This is a genomic window from Mesorhizobium sp. M0208 (assembly GCF_040322015.1).
GTDB lineage: Bacteria > Pseudomonadota > Alphaproteobacteria > Rhizobiales > Rhizobiaceae > Mesorhizobium.
Window position 1 is genome coordinate 282652 of the sequence record NZ_JAMYSP010000001.1, and the last position, 17354, is coordinate 300005.

Below are 17354 nucleotides of genomic sequence, written 5' to 3' on the forward strand. Positions count from 1 at the left end.
GTGCGACGAACAAATCGAAAGGATCTCAGCATGGCCACCGTCAAGGTCGACAAGAGCAATTTCCAGGCCGACGTGCTCAACGCCAAGGAGCCGGTCGTGGTCGATTTCTGGGCGGAATGGTGCGGCCCGTGCAAGATGATCGCCCCGGCGCTCGAGGACATCGCCATCGAACTCGGCAGCAAGATAAAGATCGCCAAGCTCAACATAGACGAGAATCCTGAGCTGGCCGCGCAGTTCGGCGTGCGCTCGATCCCGACGCTGATGATCTTCAAGGGCGGCGAAGTCGCCGACATGAAGGTTGGTGCTGCGCCGAAAACGGCATTGTCGCATTGGATCAACGGCAGCCTCGCCTGATCCGATCAAAATTTTGCAGAAAGCCCGGCCTTGTGCCGGGCTTTCTTTTGCTGGCGTCATTGGTGGGGCGCTCTGGCACTCGCGGCTTGCCGCCCGGTATTCTTCTGTTCGGAATACAAAGGGGAAGCGATATGACCGGATCCGCCAAGGCCACCGTCTTCATCGACAATGAGCGAGTCATTGTCACCGAATACCGTTTCGCCCCGGGCGACAACACCGGCTGGCACCGCCATGGCCACGACTATGTGATCGTGCCGTTGACCGACGGTAAGGTGAAGCTCCTGACCAAGGATGGGGAATCCTTTGCCGAAATGAAGAAGGGCTCGCCGTATTTCCGCAATGAGGGCGTCGAACATGACGTGATCAGCGCAAACGATAGCGAATTCGCCTTCATCGAGGTCGAACTGAAGTAGTCCACCAACCACCGGCTGCGCCGCTACAATTGTCCGGCGCGGCGCTATTCACCAATCCGCGATACGATCGCCGCCGACGAATTGTGCGCTTTTCTCAGTGTATTCGAACAGTTCGACCTTCACACCGTTGGGGTCGCGGATCCAGGCCTGGTAGGTGTCATCGCACGCGCGTTTCTTGGAAGTGACATCGACCCCCTTTGACCTCAGATGGGCGATCGCGGCGTCGATGTTTTCCACTTCGAGGCAGAAGTGGTTGATCTGGTTCAAGTCGCTATAGCTTGCGCCGTCTTTCTGGAACACCTCGACATGGCTACGGCTGCCGCAATTGAGGTAGAAGCCGAAAGTCTTCCCGTCGCGCAGGAAATTGAACTGGGTGTCCATGCCGAGGACGTCCCGATAGAAGCGTCGCGTCATCTCCAGGTCATTCGCGAAAATGCAAACGTGTGCGAGCTGCTTTACCTTGATCATGACTGGCTCCTCGCGGTGATCTGACAGGTGTGGCGCCATCGCGGCCCGGGCGAACGCACGCCTCAGGTTGGCGGCGTGCCGTTTTCGGCCAGTACCCCGCCGGCCAGGTAAAGCGATCCGCCGATCAGGATGCGTGGCGGCGGTCCGTCCCATGTGTCGCGCAGCAGCATCAGTGCGCTTGCAACGGAACTAACCGGTTCGGCCGACAAGCCTGCCTCAATGGCGCGGGTCGCCAGTTCGTCGTTTGGCACGCCGGCGTCGCTCAGACTCACCGGCACGGTGTAGACGTGCCGCACCAGCCCTTTGAAGGCCCGGAAATAGCCGCTCTGGTCCTTGGTGTTGATCATGCCCGAGATCAGGAACAGCGGCCGCGGGTTCTTTTCCTCCTGCTCCGCCAGCGCCTCAGCGACGACCACGCCTGCGCCGGGATTATGGCCGCCGTCGAGCCAGATGTCGGCGCCCTTCGGCGCCAGTTCGCTCAGCCGGCCTTGCGGCAGCTTTTGCATGCGGCCCGGCCAGGCGACATTCGCCATCGCCTTCTCGGCGGCGCGGTGGCTGATCTCGAAGCCGGCCGCCTTGACCGCCGCGATCGCTGCCGCTGCATTGGCGAATTGATGGCGCCCCGGCAGGCGCGGCGGCGGCAGGTCCATCAATCCATCTTCGTCCTGATAGACCATGCGGCCGTTTTCCTCATAGGCAAGGAAATCCTGGCCATAGACGAAGGCGGGGCAGTCGAGCCGTTCGGCGGTTTCGATGAGCACCTGCTGGGCCGTCTCGCTTTCCTGCGCGCCGATGACGACCGGGCACCCGCGCTTGATGATGCCGGCCTTTTCGGCGGCGATCAGCTCGACGCGGTCGCCGAGATAGGCTTCGTGGTCGAGCGAGACCGGCATGATCACCGACACGGCCGGCTCGGCGATGACATTGGTGGCGTCGAAGCGGCCGCCAAGGCCGACCTCGAGGATGACGGCATCGGCCGGATGCTCGGAAAACAGCAGGAAGGTAACGGCGGTGAGGATTTCGAACACGGTGATCTTCTGGCCTTGATTGGCCTCGGCGACCCGGGCGATGGCTTCGGCGAAGACCTTGTCGTCAACCAGCCTGCCGCCGCCATCGGCGGCCAGCCGGTAGCGCTCGTGCCAGTTCACTAAGTGTGGCGAAGTGTGGACGTGGACGCGGTAGTCGGCTGCTTCGAGCAGCGCCCGTGAAAAGGCGGCACAGGAGCCCTTGCCATTGGTGCCGGCGATGTGGATGACCGGCGGCAGCTGGTCCTGCGGATTGCCGAGGCGTTCGAGCAGCCGCGAAATGCGGTCGAGCGAAAGGTCGAAGCCCTTCGGGTGAAGCGCCATCAGGCTTTCGATTTCGCGGTCGGCGGCAAGCGTGGTCATGGGAGAATCCTAGGCGCGTGCGCAACGGCACACAACAGCCGCTCGCGCCGCGGGCTGTCGCGTCAGGCGTGCGGCCGGGCTTCGGCCGGAATCACAGACGGCGGCAGGATCTCCGGCTCCTGCGGTTTTTGCTCCTCCGGCAGCTTGAGCAGCATTCTCAACAGCCGCGCAATCGTCTGGCGCATCTCCAGCCGTGACACCACCATGTCGACCATGCCGTGTTCCATCAGATATTCGGCGCGCTGGAAGCCTTCGGGCAGTTTTTCCCTGATCGTCTGCTCGATGACGCGCGGTCCGGCAAAGCCGATCAGCGCGCCTGGTTCGGCAATGTGCACGTCGCCCAGCATGGCGTAGGAGGCGGTGACGCCACCGGTCGTCGGGTTGGTCAGGACGACGATGTAGGGCAGGCCGGCCTCCTTCAGCCTGTCGACGCCGACCGTGGTCCGCGGCAACTGCATCAGCGACAGGATGCCTTCCTGCATACGCGCGCCGCCGGAGGCCGCAAACAGGATCAGCGGCCGCTTGCGCTGCAAGGCGACCTCGAAACCATGCACGATGGCGTCACCGGCCGCCATGCCGAGCGAGCCGCCCATGAAGGCAAAATCCTGCACCGTCACCACCACCGGCACGCCTTCGACCGTGCCCAGCGCATTGATGATGGCGTCTTCCATGCCGGTCTTGGCCTTGGCATCCTTCAGCCGGTCCACGTAGCGCTTCTCGTCGCGGAACTTGAGCGGATCCTGAACGACCTTGGGGTTTTCCAGCGTCTCGTATTTGCCGTCGTCGAGGAAGAATTTCAGCCGTTCCTTAGCCGATATCTTCATATGGTGGCCGGAGGACGGGATGACGAACTGGTTCTGCTCCAGATCCTTATGGAACACCATTTCGCCGGTCTCGGGATCCTTGATCCACAGGTTTTCCGGCATGTCGGTGCGGCGGCCGAGCATCGAATTGATCTTCGGACGGACGTAATTGGTGATCCAGTTCATCGCTTCGGCTCCTGTCCCTTAAGAAGACGTAGGAAGATTATTCGGCGGCAGCAAGGCGAGCCGCGCGAACCCCTTGCGAAAGCCCGCTGACCAGCGTGGCGACGGCCTCGGCCGGATCGGCGGTCTTTTCGCCCTTCGGCCCGAGCACGTTGGCGACGGCATTGACAATCGCGGTGCCGACAACGACGCCGTCGGCCGACGCGCCGATGATGCGCGCCTGCTCTGCGGTCTTGACGCCGAAGCCGACGCAGACCGGCAGGTCGGTATGGCTCTTGATGCGCTTGACAGCTGCCGCCACCTTGCCGGTGTCGGCCAGCGCCGAACCGGTGATACCGGTCATCGACACATAATAGACGAAACCGGAGGTGTTCTGCAGCACCTTGGGCAGGCGCTTGTCGTCGGTGGTCGGCGTCGCCAGCCGGATGAAATTGATGCCGGCCTTGAGTGCCGGGATACAAAGTTCCTCATCCATCTCCGGCGGCAGGTCGACGACGATCAGCCCGTCTATGCCGCTGGCCAGCGCGTCGCTCAGGAAGCGCTCGACGCCGTAGATGTAGATCGGATTGTAATAGCCCATCAAGACGATCGGCGTTTCACTGTCGCCGGCGCGGAATTCCGAGGCCATCTTCAGTGTCTTGACCAGTGTCTGGCCGCCCTTCAGCGCCCGCAGGCCGGCCGCCTGGATCGCCGGGCCGTCGGCCATCGGATCGGAAAACGGCATGCCGAGCTCGATGATGTCGCTGCCGGCGCCGGGCAGCGCCTTCATGATCGAGAGCGACGTGTCGTAGTCAGGGTCGCCGCCCATGAAATAGGTTACGAGTGCCGGTCGGCCCTCGGCCTTCAGCTTTGCCATGCGGCGGTCGATACGGGTGGCCATGATCAGATCTCCATGCCCAGCATATTGGCCACCGTATGCACGTCCTTGTCGCCGCGGCCGGACAGGTTGACGATGACGATCTGGTCCTTGTCCATGTCAGGCACGATCTTCACCGCCTGTGCGATGGCATGGGCCGATTCAAGCGCAGGAATGATGCCCTCGACGCGTGTCGTCAACTGGAACGCCTCCAGCGCCTCGCTGTCGAGGATCGGCACGTAGTCGACGCGGCCGGAATCGCGCAGCCATGAGTGCTCCGGCCCGACGCCGGGATAGTCGAGGCCGGCCGAGATCGAGTGGCCGTCCATGATCTGGCCGTCGGCGTTCTGCAGGAGGTAGGTACGGTTGCCATGCAGCACGCCGGGCGCGCCGGCACTCATCGAGGCGCAATGCTCGATGCCGTCGAGGCCGCGGCCTCCGGCTTCTACGCCGATGATGCGCACCTCACTGTCGTCGAGGAAGGGATGGAACAGGCCGATAGCGTTGGAACCGCCGCCGACGCAAGCGATGATGGTGTCAGGCAGCCGGCCTTCCTGCTCGAGGATCTGGGCGCGCGCCTCGGTGCCGATCACCGACTGGAAGTCGCGCACCAGCTCCGGATAGGGGTGCGGGCCGGCGGCGGTGCCGATCAGGTAATAGGTATCCTCGACGTTGGTCACCCAGTCGCGCAGCGCCTCGTTCATGGCGTCCTTCAGCGTGCCGTGGCCGGCCGTCACCGGCCGCACCTCGGCGCCCAGAAGCTTCATGCGAAAGACGTTGGGGCTTTGCCGGGCGACATCGGTCGCGCCCATATAGACGATACAGGGAAGCCCGAAGCGCGCCGCGACCGTGGCGGAAGCGACACCATGCTGGCCGGCACCGGTCTCTGCGATGATCCTTGTCTTGCCCATGCGCTTGGCGAGCAGGATCTGGCCGAGGCAGTTGTTGATCTTGTGCGAGCCGGTGTGGTTCAGGTCCTCGCGCTTGAAATAGACCTTTGCGCCGCCCCCGAGGCCCTTTGCCGAGGACACCTCACGAAGATGCCTGGTCAGGCCTTCAGCGAAATAGAGCTTCGACGGCCGCCCGGCGTAATGCGTCGAGAGATCGGTCAGTTCGGCCTTGAAATCCGGGTCGTTCTTGACCTCGTTCCAGTGCCGCTCCAGCTCGAGGATCAGCGGCATCAGCGTTTCGGCAACGAAACGACCGCCAAAAATGCCGAACATGCCCTGCTCGTCGGGGCCGGTGCGGAAGGAATTCGGTATCGCCGGCTTGTCCATCGCCGATCTCCTGGTCTGAGGTTTGAAGCGTGGTCAGGCGGCGCGGTTGTCGCGTGCTGCCCCGACGGCGCGGAAAAATTGTTCGATCAGCGCCGGTTCCTTGACGCCCGGCGCGCTCTCCACGCCCGAGGAAACATCTATTCCGGGCGGGTTCGCCAGCCGAAAGGCGTCGCCGATATTGCCGGCATTGAGCCCACCGGAAAGCATGTAATCGACGCCGGCGTCAAGGCCAGCCAGAATGCGCCAGTCGAAGGCAAGACCGTTGCCGCCCGGCAATTCCGAACCCTTAGGCGGCTTGGCATCGAACAGGAAGCGGTCGGCAATGCCGATGAAGGGTTTGACCCGCGCGAGATCGGCAGCCTCACTGACCGGCAGCGCCTTCATCACCGGCAAACCGTAGCGGGCCTTCACCTCTGCCACCCGCTCGGGGGGCTCGGCGCCGTGAAGCTGCAGCATGTCGGGCTGCATCTTTTCGACGATCTCGTCCAGGAACGCATCGCTGGCGTCGACCGTCACGGCAACCGCCTTAGCCTTGCCGCGCGCCGCTTCGCGCAGGCGGCCGGCTTCCGCCGGCTCGACATAGCGCGGGCTTTTGGCAAAGAAAATGAAGCCGACATGGCTGGCGCCGCCGGCCAATGCCGCAGCCAGTGCCTTGTCGGTCTTCAACCCGCATATCTTGATGTCGAGCGCCATGGCGCGGGATTGGCACGAAACGGCCAAAGAGTCGAGAAAAAGCATCCTGTTTGCCGCCAGCGTGGAACGCGCTACCTTGCTAATGTAAGAGCGGAACGCGCTACCTCGCTAATCTAAGAGCGCAACGCTACTTGCTCAGGCACAAAGGCGGGAGAACAAAGATCATGCCGGAAAAGACCGTCGCGGAACTCAGGCAAAAGCTGGCGCAGGCCCATGAGGTCATCGCTCATTTGATGGACAAGGCGGCTTTCAACGGCGCCGAGGCGCACCGGGCGCTGGCTTATTTCAGCAACGAGACCTTCGAGAAGGATTTTCTGCCCTGGCCCCGCCATGTCGATGAGGGGTTGCGGCCGGAGGAGTTGAACGCGGCGAATGACGATTGATCGGACAACTACTCGAACGCGATCGCCTGCAGCGCGCCGCCATTGCGCTTGAGCCAATCCTTGCAGCGCTCGGTATCCGGGCAGAGCTGCTCGCATAACTTCCAGAATTTGGGCCCGTGGTTCATCTCCTTGAGATGCGCCACCTCATGCGCGACGAGGTAGTTTATCACCGGCCGCGGCGCCATCATGATGCGCCAGGAAAACGACAGATTGCCGTCCGACGTGCAGGACCCCCAGCGGCTCGACGTATCCTTGAAGCGGATCGCCTTGGCCCGTTTGCCGATCGCCGCGCTGTGCTTGGTCACCAGCGCTTCGATCTCGCGCTTGGCTTCGCGCTTGAGGAAATCAGCGATGCGGCGCGGCAGATGCAGGCGCTCGCCATGCACGATCATCAGCGGCCCGCGCTCGTCGCGCGACAGCGTGACGGTGCCGCGTTTCGACGGTTCATGGACGATGCGATGCGGCACGCCGCGCACCGGTATCTTGATGCCGGGCCGCACCTGCGGCCGGTTGGGCACTTTGGCTAGCCTTTGCTCCAGCCAGTCCTGATGGCGGTCGAGGAATTTTTCCACCTCGCCGCGCCGCAGCCCCGGCGGCACGGTGATGCGCAAGCCGCGGCCGCCGGAATCGATGCGCAGTGTAAGGCGGCGGGCACGGTCGTTCTCGACGATCTTGAGCGGCAGCGTGCGGCCGGCAACGCAATGCTCGCGCTCCACGACGGGCGTGGGCTTGGGTTTCGTCGGGGTGCGAAAGAAGCCGAAGGACATTCCGGGACGATACGTGATTCGAGGGAAACGAATAGAACAAAAAAGAAACGGCGCCGCTGACGCGACGCCGTTGGATTATCTATCTGGGCACGGGACCTTACTCGTCAAGCAGGCCCGGCGTGGATTTGCCGCTGGGTTTGTTGTTCGTCGCCGACCCGGTCGTGGGCGACGTCGACTTGTTGCGGTTGGCCATGAAGCGGTCGAACTCTTCCTGGTCCTTGGCGCGGCGCAATTCGCGGGCATATTCGTCGAACTCGCTCAGCATCTCGTCGAGCTTGCGGCGTTCCTCGGCAAGCCGCTCGAGTTCCTTTTCGCGCCAGTCGTCGAACGCGACGTTGCCGGTGCGGGCGGAGCCATGACCCCAGCGCGCGGCCTTGTCGGAACCGCGGCGGCAGCCGGCGAAGATGCCGTCGGTGGCGCGGTTGACGTCACGCTTGAAGCCGTCGAGCCGGTCGCCCCAGATGATGTAGGCGAGCATGGCCAAGCCGAGCGGCCAGAACACCATGAACCCGATCACCATCAACGCGATGGTCGCCGGCGTCCAGGCCGGACGGATCAATGCAGATGTGTTCATTTCTCCCAATCCTTCAGTTGGAGACAGCCAAATCCGGCTGCGTTGAATCGAAATGGGATGGAGAAAACGGCGATTCAAGACAGCGATCGCCAAAACCGGACAAGCGGCTGAAATGATTATCGCTTTTTGAGATTTTCGAGGAAAAGCACGACTAATCCGGCAATCAGCCCCCAGAACGCCGCGCCGACGCCGAACAGCGTCAGCCCCGATGCGGTGACGGCGAAGGTGACCGTGGCGGCCATCCGCTCGTCCTCGTCTTTCAAGGCGATCGACAGTGCATTGGCGAGCGGCGCCATCAGCGCCAGGCCGGCGACCAGCGCGATCAGGCTCTGCGGCAACACGGCGAAGATCGCCACCAGCGAGGCGCCGAACAGGGCAAAGACGAGATAGGCCAACGCATAGAACGGCCCGGTCTTCCAGCGCTCGGCCGGATCGGGATGCACGTCGGGCCCGGTGCAGATCGCCGCCGAGATTGCCGCCAGATTGGTAGTCGAGGCGCCGAACGGCGCCGTCAGCAGCGAAAACAGGCCGGTGACGCCGATCAGCGGCCCGGGTTCGGGATGATAGCCGGCTGCCCTCAGCACGGCGAGGCCGGACAGGTTCTGCGAGGCCATGGTGACGAGGTAGAGCGGCAAGGCGAGGCCGATGATTGCAGTGGCGGTGAACCGCGGCATCACCAGTATCAAGCTCGAGAGTTCCGGTGCCGGCAGACCGCCGACCCGGCCGGTGAGGAAGGCGGCGAGACCGCCGCCGATCAGCACCAGCAGCACCGACAGCGCCGGGTTGAACAGGCGGATGACGAAGAACGCCGCAACCAGCGGCAGGATCAGCCAGGGGTCGACGGGAACGGTCTTCACCGCATTGATGGCGAAGGTGACGACGATGCCGGCCAGCATTCCGGATGCGACGGACGCCGGTATTCTGGCGATCAGCTTGGTCAAGGGCCTGAACAGGCCTGTGGCGATCAGCAGGACCGCGGTGACGACGAAGGCGCCAACCGCCTCATCCATCGAAAAGCCGGTCGACGCGGCGATCAGCGCCACGCCTGGCGTCGACCATGCGGTGATGACCGGCATTTTTGTGCGCCAGGACAGCCACAGGCTCTCGATCGCCATCGCCAGGCAAAGCGCCGTCACCCAGCTTGCGGTCTCGACCTGCGTTGCGCCGACCGCCTTGGCGGCGGCAATGACGATGGCCAGCGTACCGCCGAAGCCGACGATCGCCGCGACGAAGGCGGACACCGGAATGGAAATGCGCATGCCTCTATCCCGCCTGCCGCACCATAGCGTCCACCGCCCGCACCAGCATGTCGAGATCCTGCGGCCGCGACAGGCGGTGGTCGCCGTCGGGGATGAGCGACAGCGTGACGTCGTCGGCCGGCAGCAGGCTGACCAGCTTCAACGCATGGCTCGACGGCACGTCGGGATCGGCCAGGCCTTGCAGGATGTGGACCGGACAGTGCGTGTCGATCGGCCCGGTCATCACCCGGTTGTTGCGGCCGTCCTCGATCAGTCCGCGCGTGTAGATGTACGGTTCGGCGGAATAGTCCGACGGCTCTTCGAAAAAGCCCTTTTTCCTGAGGTCGCGCTTCTGCGCCCCGGTCAGCACCGGCTCCACCAGTTCGAACGTGAAATCGGGCGCCGGCGCCAGCAGCACAAGGCCGGCGACGCTGTTCTCGCCCGCCTTGTGCAACTCCTGCACCATGCGCAGCGCGATCCAGGCGCCCATCGACGAACCGACCAGGATTTGCCTGCCCCGGGTGAAGCGGCGGAAAACCGCCAGGCTCTCGCCCAGCCATTTCGAGATGGTGCCGTCGGCAAAGGCGCCACTCGATTCGCCGTGGCCGGAATAATCGTGGCGCAGGAAGGCGCGGCCTTCTTTGCGCGTCCATTCCGACAAGGTTTCGGCCTTGGTGCCCAGCATGTCGGATTTGTAGCCGCCAAGCCAGACGATGCCGGGCTCGGCACCTGCCGCATGCCTGACGGCAATGCTCGTCCCGTCGACGTCCAGGAAGATCGGGGTGGTGCTCATGGTGTATTCCCTCACGCCGGTCTTTTGGCACAAGCGGGGGTTCAACGAAAAGTGCTCTGCTACTTTCTTCGCTTGGTGCAGAGGAGCATTCATCGGGCAGGTGATTTCCTGAGAATGCTGTGCTATTGACTCCGACCGCGCGCTCACCACATTGCGCGTTCGCAATTCTGAACTGAAGAACCCCTTAACGAAACGGCTCAAGGAGACCACGACCATTCGCAGACCTTTCAAAGCAGCGGCGCCCACCAAGGAAGGCCCGCGCTCCAACCGTGACATCCGGGTTCCCCGGGTCCAGCTAATCGACGCCGAAGGCCAGAACCGCGGCGATGTCTCCATCAACGACGCATTGCTGCTCGCCGAAGAGGCTGGGCTCGACCTGGTCGAGATATCGCCCAATGCAGTGCCGCCCGTCGTAAAGATCCTCGATCTCGGCAAGCTGAAATACGCCAACCAGAAGAAGGCGGCCGAGGCGCGCAAGAACCAGAAGGTCATCGAGATCAAGGAGATCAAGATGCGCCCGAACATCGACAGCCACGACTACGAGACCAAGATGAAGGCTGTCCGGCGCTTTTTCGAGGAAGGCGACAAGGTCAAGCTGACATTGCGCTTCCGCGGTCGCGAGATGGCGCATATGGAACTCGGCATGCAGCTTCTGAACAAGGTTCGCGAGGAAGTGGCGCCCATCGCCAAGGTCGAAGCCGAACCGAAGCTCGAAGGCCGCCAGATGATGATGGTGCTGGCGCCCCGCTAACGCGCGTTGCGCTTTAGTTCTGTTTTGTGCATGTCCTTGTCGCAAAACCGCTGCGCACTTTTGGGCGACGTGCATAAAATCCGCCTGAATCATGTTGCAAGGCGTCCCGGCGATCGGCGGGGCGCCTGTTTTCTTGGCCAGACGCTGCGATCGCCGGCGAGAGCAAAGACGCTCTGGTTCCCTCGACGATCGGATTCCCGACATGGTCAATGACGTCAAGCATTCGGAAGCCAAATATGGGCTGGGCAGCTACCAGCACACGCGCAGGATGGTGCTTGCCGTCGTCGTCGTCGTCCTGTTCGCGATGCTTTTGTTCGGGCAGTCGGTTTTTCCGCCCGATACGCCTGTGCATGAAACGATCGAAATGGTTGGCGTCGTGCTGATCTTTCTCGGCATCGTCGGACGCTTGTGGTCGACGCTCTATATCGGCGGTCGCAAATCCTCCGAAGTGGTGACCGGCGGCCCCTATTCGATCACCCGCAACCCGCTCTATGTCTTCTCTACTTTAGCTGCCGCCGGTGTCGGCGCACAGATCGGCTCGATCACCGCCACGATCGGCTTTGCAGCGCTTTGCGCGGGTGCCTTTTACATCGTTATCCTGCGCGAGGAGAAATTCCTCAAGGAGGTTCTCGGCGCGCCATACCAGGCCTACCTGGCGAAAGTGCCGCGCTTTTTTCCGAAGCTGTCGCTGTATCAGGAAGGCGACACCGGCGGCTTCAAGCCGCGCCTGCTGCGAACCACGCTGCTGGACGGTCTGGTCTTCCTGATTGCCTTGCCGGCTTTCGAACTGATCGACGGCGCCCAGCAGTCCGGCATATTGCCGGTGCTGTTCCGTTTCCCCTGAGTGCAGTATTGCTGAGTACAGTGTTGCTCGGTACGGGGTGTTGCGCGCCGGCCCGCTTTGACGTATAGGACCGCCGTTCCCAAAAAACCGCCCGGCAGGGCATGCCGTGGCGGTTTCATTTGCTTTTCGGGCTTTGGTCGGCCTGAAGCGAACAAAAAGCGCATTGGTGCGCATATAAACGGAGTAGCAAAATGCCCAAGATGAAGACCAAGTCGGCCGCCAAGAAGCGGTTCAAGATCACAGGTACGGGTAAAGTTCTGTCGGCTGCGGCCGGCAAGCGTCACGGCATGATCAAGCGTTCCAACAAGTTCATTCGAAATGCCCGCGGCACGATGGTTCTGGCTGAACCGGACGGCAAGAAGGTCATCAAGAATTTTCTGCCGAACGGCCTCTAGGGCATGATGCCAAAAAGTTGCAGACTTTTTGGAAACATCATGCGCCAAAATAAGAGCATTCGGTCTGGACACGCATTTGTTTTACGCAATTCCGAACGGAAAACCGCTAGGCACTTTTCCTGGAATTGCTTTTAAGGAGATCATGACATGGCACGCGTAAAGAGAGGCGTCACCTCGCACGCCAAGCACAAGAAGGTCCTGAAAGCCGCCAAGGGTTTTTACGGCCGTCGCAAGAACACCATCCGGATCGCCAAGCAGGCGGTGGAAAAGTCGCTACAGTACGCCTATCGCGACCGCAAGAATCGCAAGCGTTCGTTCCGCGCGCTGTGGATCCAGCGCATCAATGCGGCGACGCATGAGCATGGCCTGACCTACGGCCGCTTCATCGACGGTCTCAACAAGGCTGGCATCGAGATCGACCGCAAGATCCTGTCGGATATGGCCATCCACGAGCCGCAGGCCTTCGCCGCACTCGTGGCCAAGGCCAAGGTCGCGCTCGAATATCTCAAGAACACCACGCCGAATGCTTTTGAAAGCGCTGTCGCTTAAGACCAGCGCTTCCCAAGCTATTCGACACTTGATTTGGGAAACCCGCGCTGGCAGGGCTGGCGCGGGTTTTTCTTTGCTTCCAATCGGATCTGGAACATGAGTGACATGGAAACTCTGGAACATTCCCTGATGGCCGACATTGCCTCGGCCGCCGACGAGCAGGCGATCGAGGCGGTGCGTGTCTCGGCCCTCGGCAAGAAGGGCTCGGTTTCCGAGATGCTGAAGACGCTTGGCTCGATGAGCGCCGAGGAGCGCCAGGTCAAGGGCCCGGCGATCAACGGCCTCAAGAACCGCGTCACCGAGGCGCTTTCTGTTCGCCGCGCCGAGCTGAAGGACGCGGCGATTATGGCGCGTCTCGCCGCCGAGAAGGTTGATGTGACGCTGCCGGTCAGGCAATCGCCGGCCGAGCGCGGCCGCATCCATCCGATCAGCCAGGTTATCGACGAGATCGCGGCGATCTTCGGCGATCTCGGCTTTGCCATCGCCGAAGGTCCCGACATCGAGACCGACTATTACAACTTCACCTCGCTGAACTTCCCGGAAGGCCACCCGGCGCGCGAGATGCACGACACCTTCTTCTTCCAGCCGGACGCGCAGGGCGAACGCAAGCTTTTGCGCACTCACACCTCGCCGGTGCAGATCCGCACCATGGAGATGCAGAAGCCGCCGATCCGCATCGTCATACCCGGCAAGACTTATCGGCAGGATTCCGATGCCACCCACTCGCCGATGTTCCATCAGGTCGAGGGGCTGGTGATCGACAAATCGGCCAATGTCGCCAACATGAAGTGGGTGCTGGAGGAGTTCTGCAAGGCCTTCTTCGAGGTGCCGAGCGTGAAGATGCGCTTCCGGCCGTCCTTCTTCCCGTTCACCGAGCCCAGCCTCGAGGTCGATATCCAGTGCGACCGTTCGCGGCCGGGCGAGGTGCGCTTCGGCGAAGGCTCCGACTGGATGGAGATCCTCGGCTGCGGCATGGTGCACCCCAATGTGCTCCGTTACGGTGGCCTCGATCCTGACGAATACCAGGGCTTCGCCTGGGGCATGGGAATCGACCGCATCGCCATGCTGAAATACGGCATGCCGGATCTGCGCGCCTTCTTCGACGCCGATGTCCGCTGGCTTTCGCATTACGGTTTTAGGCCGCTCGACATGCCGACGCTGTTCGGGGGCTTGAGCGCGTGACGAGCCGGCCGCAGCAAATCCGCGGGCAGCTCGCCTTCCTGCACATGTCGGACGCGCGGCCGCACAGCTTCAAGTGCAACGTGCCCAGACCAGTCAGCCTGGAAAGACCAGTCAGCCTGCAAAGACTAGACGGAACACAGTCATGAAACTCACCCTCTCCTGGCTCAAGGATCATCTCGAGACCGACGCCTCGCTGGCGGAGATCGTCGAGCGTCTCACCTCGATCGGCCTCGAGGTCGAGCATGTCGACGACCGGGCGAGCCTGGCCCCCTTCGTCATCGCCAAGGTGGTGACGGCGGTGCAGCACCCAGATGCCGACCGGCTTCGCGTGCTGACCGTCGACACAGGCGACGGCAAGCCACCTGTGCAGGTCGTGTGTGGAGCGCCGAACGCCCGCGCCGGCCTGATCGGCGCCTTTGCGGCACCGGGCACCTATATCCCCGGCATCGACGTGACGCTGACCGTCGGCAAGATCCGTGGCGTTGAAAGCCACGGCATGATGTGCTCCGAACGTGAGCTCGAATCATCCGAAGAGCATGACGGCATCATCGACCTGCCGGCCGATGCGCCGGTCGGCACCAGTTTCGCCGCCTATGCCCATCTCGACGATCCGCTGATCGAGATCAATCTGACGCCGAACCGGCCGGACGCCACCAGTGTCCATGGCATCGCCCGGGATTTGGCGGCGAGCGGGCTCGGTACGCTGAAGAGCGCGCCGATAGAGCCGATCCCCGGCAAAGGCGCGACGCCGATCAAGGTGACGATCGAAGCGCCGGAGCTCTGCCCCGGCTTTGCCCTGCGCCTGGTGCGCGGCGTCAAGAACGGACCGTCGCCGAAATGGCTGCAGCAAAGGCTTCTCGCCATCGGCTTGAGGCCGATCAGCGCGCTCGTCGATATCACCAATTACGTCACCTTCGACCGCGGTCGGCCGCTGCATGTTTTTGACGCTGGGAAGGTCACCGGCAATCTCACCGTGCGCCGGGCGCGTGACGGCGAAAAGGTGCTGGCGCTCGACGGCCGCGAATACACGCTGACGCCTGAGATGTGCGTGATCGCAGACCAGGACGGCATCGAATCGATCGCCGGCATCATGGGCGGCGAGCATTCCGGGTGTGACGAGAACACCACCGATGTGCTGATCGAGTCGGCGCTTTGGGACCCGATCGCCACCGCCCGCACCGGCCGCACGCTCGGCATCATCAGCGATGCACGCTACCGCTTCGAGCGTGGCGTCGACCCGGAAATGATGGTTCCCGGCCTGGAGCTGGCAACGAAGCTGGTGCTCGATTTCTGCGGCGGCACGCCGGCGCAAACCGAGGTCGTCGGCTATGCCGGCCATCGGCCGAAGATCGTCTCGTTCCCTTTGTCGGAAGTGAAGCGGCTGACCGGCATCGAAGTGCCGCGCTCGACGAGCCTCGACATTCTTGCCCGCCTCGGCTTCAGGCCGGAGGGCACGGGCGATGTCGTCAATGTAGCGGTCCCGTCCTGGCGGCCGGATGTCGACGGCAAGGCCGACCTGGTCGAGGAGGTCATGCGCATCCATGGCGTCGACAATATCGCGCCGCAGCCGCTTGGTTCGCACGATGCGGTCAACGCCAAGATCCTGACTGTGCTGCAGATACGCACCCGCGCCGCCAAGCGGGCGCTTGCCGTGCGCGGCATGATGGAGGCCGTCACCTGGTCGTTCATTCCGGCAAAACACGCCGAATTGTTCGGCGGCGGCCAGCAGGCGCTAAAGCTTGCCAACCCGATCGCCGCCGATATGTCGGATATGCGGCCGTCGCTGCTCCCGGGGCTGATCGCGGCAGCGCAACGCAATGCCGACAAGGGCATCGGCGATGTCGCGCTGTTCGAAGTGTCGGGCACTTACGAGGGCGACGGCGCCGACCAGCAGCGGCGCGTTGCCGCCGGCGTGCGGCGCGGCACCGCCAAGCTCGAGGGCTCCGGCCGCCATTGGGCCGGCAACGCCGGCGCCGTCGGCGTCTTCGATGCCAAGGCCGATGCGATCGCTGCACTCGAAGCCTGCGGCGCGCCGGTCGAGCGGCTGCAGATCGAGGCCGGCGGCCCGGCCTGGTATCATCCCGGCCGCTCCGGCACGATCAAGCTTGGGCCGAAGGTAATCCTTGGTACGTTTGGCGAGTTCCATCCGAAGACGCTGGAAGGGCTTGACGTCTCCGGCCCGCTCTGCGGCTTCGAAGTATTCATTGATGCGGTGCCTGAGCCTAAGGCCAAGCCGACGCGGACAAAGCCAAGGCTCGATCTGTCCGCCTTCCAGGCGGTCAAGCGCGACTTCGCCTTCGTCGTCGACAAGGCGGTCGAAGCCGGCACACTCGTTCGCGCCGCTCTTGCCGCAGACAGGAAGCTGATTTCCGGCGTCTCGGTGTTCGATGTTTTCGAGGGTGCCGCCCTCGGCGCGGCGAAGAAATCGATCGCCATCGAGGTGTCGATCCAGCCCGTCGAAAAGACGCTGACCGATGAGGATTTCGAGGCGCTGGCCAAGCGCATCGTCGAGAACGTGCACAAGCAGACCGGCGGCGTGCTGCGCGGCTGAGGGGTTGCGAGAGCCTGGCGAATCGCCGTCCAAAGGGCGATGGACCATTTGCGCTATTCGGGGCTGCCCTTCGAGGAACAGCGTCCAGTCTTTCTCGATATCGTCTCGGCCGATCCGCTGATCGGCGAGACGCTGTCGCGGGTACGGGGGCTAGGCCTGCCGGACTGGCTGGTCGTCTCCGGTGCGCTCTACAACAGCGTTTGGAACCATCTGACCGGAAAGCCTTCGGGGTACGGCATCAAAGATGTCGACCTGTTCTATTTCGATGAGAACGATCTGTCCTACGAGGCCGAGGATTTGGTCATTCGTTGTGCAGCAGCGCATTTCGAAGGGCTGACGGTGCCGGTCGAGGTTCGCAATCAGGCGCGGGTGCATCTGTGGTATCCGAGCAAGTTCGGGCAGGAATGCCCGCGTTATATGAGCGCTAGCGAATCGGTCAGCTATTTTGCGTCGAAGACGCATGCAGTCGGCGTGCGCTACGATGCCGAGGGGCGCCTCGATCTGGTGGCGCCGTTCGGGCTCGACGACATTTTTTCGTTCCGCATCACGCCGAACAGGGTGCTGGATAATCAGCGGACCCATGAAATGAAGGGCAGGCGGGCACAGGAGTGCTGGCCGGAGATTACTGTCGTGCCTTGGTAGAATGTTGGCGCGAGGCACCCCCCTCTGCCGGGCATTTCCCCGCAAGGGGAAGATTGGCAGTTCCATCGCCCTGCCCGCCCTTCCGGCGCCGGTGATTGGCGAAAGCCGAGGTGACGTCCAATTTCCCTCCTTGAGGGGGAGATGTCCGGCAGGACGGAGGTCGCGCCAATTTCTCCCAATTATTTGCACCGCTGCGGCACTCGAAACGGGGTGCCGAAACGCCCCGTTTCGATTGCACTGTCGATTGCCG

The 17354-nt window shown here is 62.8% G+C and carries 20 protein-coding genes; 10 read left to right on the forward strand and 10 right to left on the reverse strand.

Features of this window, described 5'->3' with window-relative positions; all coding sequences use genetic code 11:
- Positions 1-30 precede the first annotated feature (30 nt).
- Together trxA and NKJ17_RS01465 are read left to right on the forward strand one after the other, a co-directional pair.
- On the forward strand, positions 31-354 hold the full coding sequence (trxA, locus tag NKJ17_RS01460; protein ID WP_023677558.1) for a thioredoxin: 324 nt from the start codon (positions 31-33) through the stop codon (positions 352-354).
- A gap of 131 nt (positions 355-485) precedes the next feature.
- Complete coding sequence (locus NKJ17_RS01465) at positions 486-767, forward strand: cupin domain-containing protein (RefSeq protein ID WP_352505961.1); 282 nt, start codon at positions 486-488, stop codon at positions 765-767.
- A 48-nt stretch (positions 768-815) separates the two neighbouring features.
- Here the strand turns inward: NKJ17_RS01465 and NKJ17_RS01470 are convergent, their stop codons facing one another.
- From NKJ17_RS01470 to NKJ17_RS01495, 6 genes are all read right to left on the reverse strand, one after another.
- Positions 816-1235 (reverse strand): VOC family protein, encoded by a 420-nt coding sequence (locus NKJ17_RS01470; RefSeq protein WP_352505960.1) that lies wholly within the window; start codon positions 1233-1235, stop codon positions 816-818.
- Positions 1236-1297: 62 nt separating this feature from the next.
- Positions 1298-2623, reverse strand: a complete 1326-nt coding sequence (locus NKJ17_RS01475; RefSeq protein ID WP_352686530.1) for a bifunctional folylpolyglutamate synthase/dihydrofolate synthase — start codon at positions 2621-2623, stop codon at positions 1298-1300.
- Between the two features lie 62 nt (positions 2624-2685).
- Positions 2686-3612 carry an acetyl-CoA carboxylase, carboxyltransferase subunit beta gene (accD, locus tag NKJ17_RS01480; protein WP_254815952.1) on the reverse strand — a complete coding sequence of 309 codons (927 nt, stop codon included), beginning with the start codon at positions 3610-3612 and terminating at the stop codon, positions 2686-2688.
- A 37-nt stretch (positions 3613-3649) separates the two neighbouring features.
- Positions 3650-4489, reverse strand: coding sequence for a tryptophan synthase subunit alpha (trpA, locus tag NKJ17_RS01485; RefSeq protein ID WP_352480201.1), 840 nt, complete (start codon positions 4487-4489; stop codon positions 3650-3652).
- Between the two features lie 2 nt (positions 4490-4491).
- Entirely contained in the window at positions 4492-5742 is a 1251-nt protein-coding gene (trpB, locus tag NKJ17_RS01490; protein ID WP_352505958.1) for a tryptophan synthase subunit beta, read from the reverse strand.
- Positions 5743-5775: 33 nt separating this feature from the next.
- Entirely contained in the window at positions 5776-6435 is a 660-nt protein-coding gene (locus NKJ17_RS01495; protein ID WP_352650220.1) for a phosphoribosylanthranilate isomerase, read from the reverse strand.
- Positions 6436-6599: 164 nt separating this feature from the next.
- Here NKJ17_RS01495 and NKJ17_RS01500 point away from each other — a divergent pair, with 164 nt between their 5' ends.
- Positions 6600-6818 (forward strand): hypothetical protein, encoded by a 219-nt coding sequence (locus tag NKJ17_RS01500; protein ID WP_254815955.1) that lies wholly within the window; start codon positions 6600-6602, stop codon positions 6816-6818.
- An 8-nt stretch (positions 6819-6826) separates the two neighbouring features.
- On the opposite strand, the gene NKJ17_RS01505 is transcribed toward NKJ17_RS01500, so the two are convergent.
- The 4 genes from NKJ17_RS01505 to NKJ17_RS01520 all read right to left on the reverse strand — a co-directional run bounded on the left by NKJ17_RS01505 (position 6827) and on the right by NKJ17_RS01520 (position 10190).
- Positions 6827-7585 carry a M48 family metallopeptidase gene (locus NKJ17_RS01505; RefSeq protein WP_352650183.1) on the reverse strand — a complete coding sequence of 253 codons (759 nt, stop codon included), beginning with the start codon at positions 7583-7585 and terminating at the stop codon, positions 6827-6829.
- 97 nt (positions 7586-7682) lie between these two features.
- Positions 7683-8159 carry a DUF2852 domain-containing protein gene (locus tag NKJ17_RS01510; protein ID WP_352650182.1) on the reverse strand — a complete coding sequence of 159 codons (477 nt, stop codon included), beginning with the start codon at positions 8157-8159 and terminating at the stop codon, positions 7683-7685.
- Positions 8160-8275: 116 nt separating this feature from the next.
- A complete protein-coding gene (locus tag NKJ17_RS01515; RefSeq protein ID WP_352686535.1) occupies positions 8276-9418 on the reverse strand; it encodes a benzoate/H(+) symporter BenE family transporter in 1143 nt (380 codons plus the stop codon).
- A gap of 4 nt (positions 9419-9422) precedes the next feature.
- The gene (locus tag NKJ17_RS01520) at positions 9423-10190 is read right to left on the reverse strand and encodes an alpha/beta hydrolase (protein ID WP_352686537.1); all 768 of its coding nucleotides are present in this window, start codon (positions 10188-10190) and stop codon (positions 9423-9425) included.
- A 214-nt stretch (positions 10191-10404) separates the two neighbouring features.
- Here NKJ17_RS01520 and infC point away from each other — a divergent pair, with 214 nt between their 5' ends.
- The 7 genes from infC (at position 10405) to NKJ17_RS01555 (ending at position 17104) form a co-directional block, all read left to right on the forward strand.
- Positions 10405-10941 carry a translation initiation factor IF-3 gene (infC, locus tag NKJ17_RS01525; RefSeq protein WP_023677573.1) on the forward strand — a complete coding sequence of 179 codons (537 nt, stop codon included), beginning with the start codon at positions 10405-10407 and terminating at the stop codon, positions 10939-10941.
- Positions 10942-11143: 202 nt separating this feature from the next.
- Positions 11144-11785: a methyltransferase family protein gene (locus NKJ17_RS01530; protein ID WP_352686540.1), complete on the forward strand. Its 642-nt coding sequence runs from the start codon at positions 11144-11146 to the stop codon at positions 11783-11785.
- A 191-nt stretch (positions 11786-11976) separates the two neighbouring features.
- Complete coding sequence (rpmI, locus tag NKJ17_RS01535; RefSeq protein ID WP_006201248.1) at positions 11977-12180, forward strand: 50S ribosomal protein L35; 204 nt, start codon at positions 11977-11979, stop codon at positions 12178-12180.
- Between the two features lie 147 nt (positions 12181-12327).
- The gene (rplT, locus tag NKJ17_RS01540; RefSeq protein ID WP_006201247.1) at positions 12328-12729 is read left to right on the forward strand and encodes a 50S ribosomal protein L20; all 402 of its coding nucleotides are present in this window, start codon (positions 12328-12330) and stop codon (positions 12727-12729) included.
- A 96-nt stretch (positions 12730-12825) separates the two neighbouring features.
- The gene (gene pheS, locus NKJ17_RS01545; protein ID WP_352686542.1) at positions 12826-13911 is read left to right on the forward strand and encodes a phenylalanine--tRNA ligase subunit alpha; all 1086 of its coding nucleotides are present in this window, start codon (positions 12826-12828) and stop codon (positions 13909-13911) included.
- A gap of 142 nt (positions 13912-14053) precedes the next feature.
- A complete protein-coding gene (pheT, locus tag NKJ17_RS01550; protein WP_352686546.1) occupies positions 14054-16462 on the forward strand; it encodes a phenylalanine--tRNA ligase subunit beta in 2409 nt (802 codons plus the stop codon).
- Between the two features lie 39 nt (positions 16463-16501).
- On the forward strand, positions 16502-17104 hold the full coding sequence (locus tag NKJ17_RS01555) for a nucleotidyltransferase family protein (RefSeq protein ID WP_352505951.1): 603 nt from the start codon (positions 16502-16504) through the stop codon (positions 17102-17104).
- Positions 17105-17354 lie beyond the last annotated feature (250 nt).

What these genes read in the sequence shown, in the direction of transcription:
- trxA (WP_023677558.1), top strand. Translation starts at nt 31, where the DNA reads ATGGCCACCGTCAAGGTCGACAAGAGCAATTTCCAGGCCGACGTGCTC.
- NKJ17_RS01465 (WP_352505961.1), top strand. Translation starts at nt 486, where the DNA reads ATGACCGGATCCGCCAAGGCCACCGTCTTCATCGACAATGAGCGAGTC.
- NKJ17_RS01470 (WP_352505960.1), bottom strand. Translation starts at nt 1,235, where the DNA reads ATGATCAAGGTAAAGCAGCTCGCACACGTTTGCATTTTCGCGAATGAC.
- NKJ17_RS01475 (WP_352686530.1), bottom strand. Translation starts at nt 2,623, where the DNA reads ATGACCACGCTTGCCGCCGACCGCGAAATCGAAAGCCTGATGGCGCTT.
- accD (WP_254815952.1), bottom strand. Translation starts at nt 3,612, where the DNA reads ATGAACTGGATCACCAATTACGTCCGTCCGAAGATCAATTCGATGCTC.
- trpA (WP_352480201.1), bottom strand. Translation starts at nt 4,489, where the DNA reads ATGGCCACCCGTATCGACCGCCGCATGGCAAAGCTGAAGGCCGAGGGC.
- trpB (WP_352505958.1), bottom strand. Translation starts at nt 5,742, where the DNA reads ATGGACAAGCCGGCGATACCGAATTCCTTCCGCACCGGCCCCGACGAG.
- NKJ17_RS01495 (WP_352650220.1), bottom strand. Translation starts at nt 6,435, where the DNA reads ATGGCGCTCGACATCAAGATATGCGGGTTGAAGACCGACAAGGCACTG.
- NKJ17_RS01500 (WP_254815955.1), top strand. Translation starts at nt 6,600, where the DNA reads ATGCCGGAAAAGACCGTCGCGGAACTCAGGCAAAAGCTGGCGCAGGCC.
- NKJ17_RS01505 (WP_352650183.1), bottom strand. Translation starts at nt 7,585, where the DNA reads ATGTCCTTCGGCTTCTTTCGCACCCCGACGAAACCCAAGCCCACGCCC.
- NKJ17_RS01510 (WP_352650182.1), bottom strand. Translation starts at nt 8,159, where the DNA reads ATGAACACATCTGCATTGATCCGTCCGGCCTGGACGCCGGCGACCATC.
- NKJ17_RS01515 (WP_352686535.1), bottom strand. Translation starts at nt 9,418, where the DNA reads ATGCGCATTTCCATTCCGGTGTCCGCCTTCGTCGCGGCGATCGTCGGC.
- NKJ17_RS01520 (WP_352686537.1), bottom strand. Translation starts at nt 10,190, where the DNA reads ATGAGCACCACCCCGATCTTCCTGGACGTCGACGGGACGAGCATTGCC.
- NKJ17_RS01530 (WP_352686540.1), top strand. Translation starts at nt 11,144, where the DNA reads ATGGTCAATGACGTCAAGCATTCGGAAGCCAAATATGGGCTGGGCAGC.
- rpmI (WP_006201248.1), top strand. Translation starts at nt 11,977, where the DNA reads ATGCCCAAGATGAAGACCAAGTCGGCCGCCAAGAAGCGGTTCAAGATC.
- rplT (WP_006201247.1), top strand. Translation starts at nt 12,328, where the DNA reads ATGGCACGCGTAAAGAGAGGCGTCACCTCGCACGCCAAGCACAAGAAG.
- pheS (WP_352686542.1), top strand. Translation starts at nt 12,826, where the DNA reads ATGAGTGACATGGAAACTCTGGAACATTCCCTGATGGCCGACATTGCC.
- pheT (WP_352686546.1), top strand. Translation starts at nt 14,054, where the DNA reads ATGAAACTCACCCTCTCCTGGCTCAAGGATCATCTCGAGACCGACGCC.
- NKJ17_RS01555 (WP_352505951.1), top strand. Translation starts at nt 16,502, where the DNA reads ATGGACCATTTGCGCTATTCGGGGCTGCCCTTCGAGGAACAGCGTCCA.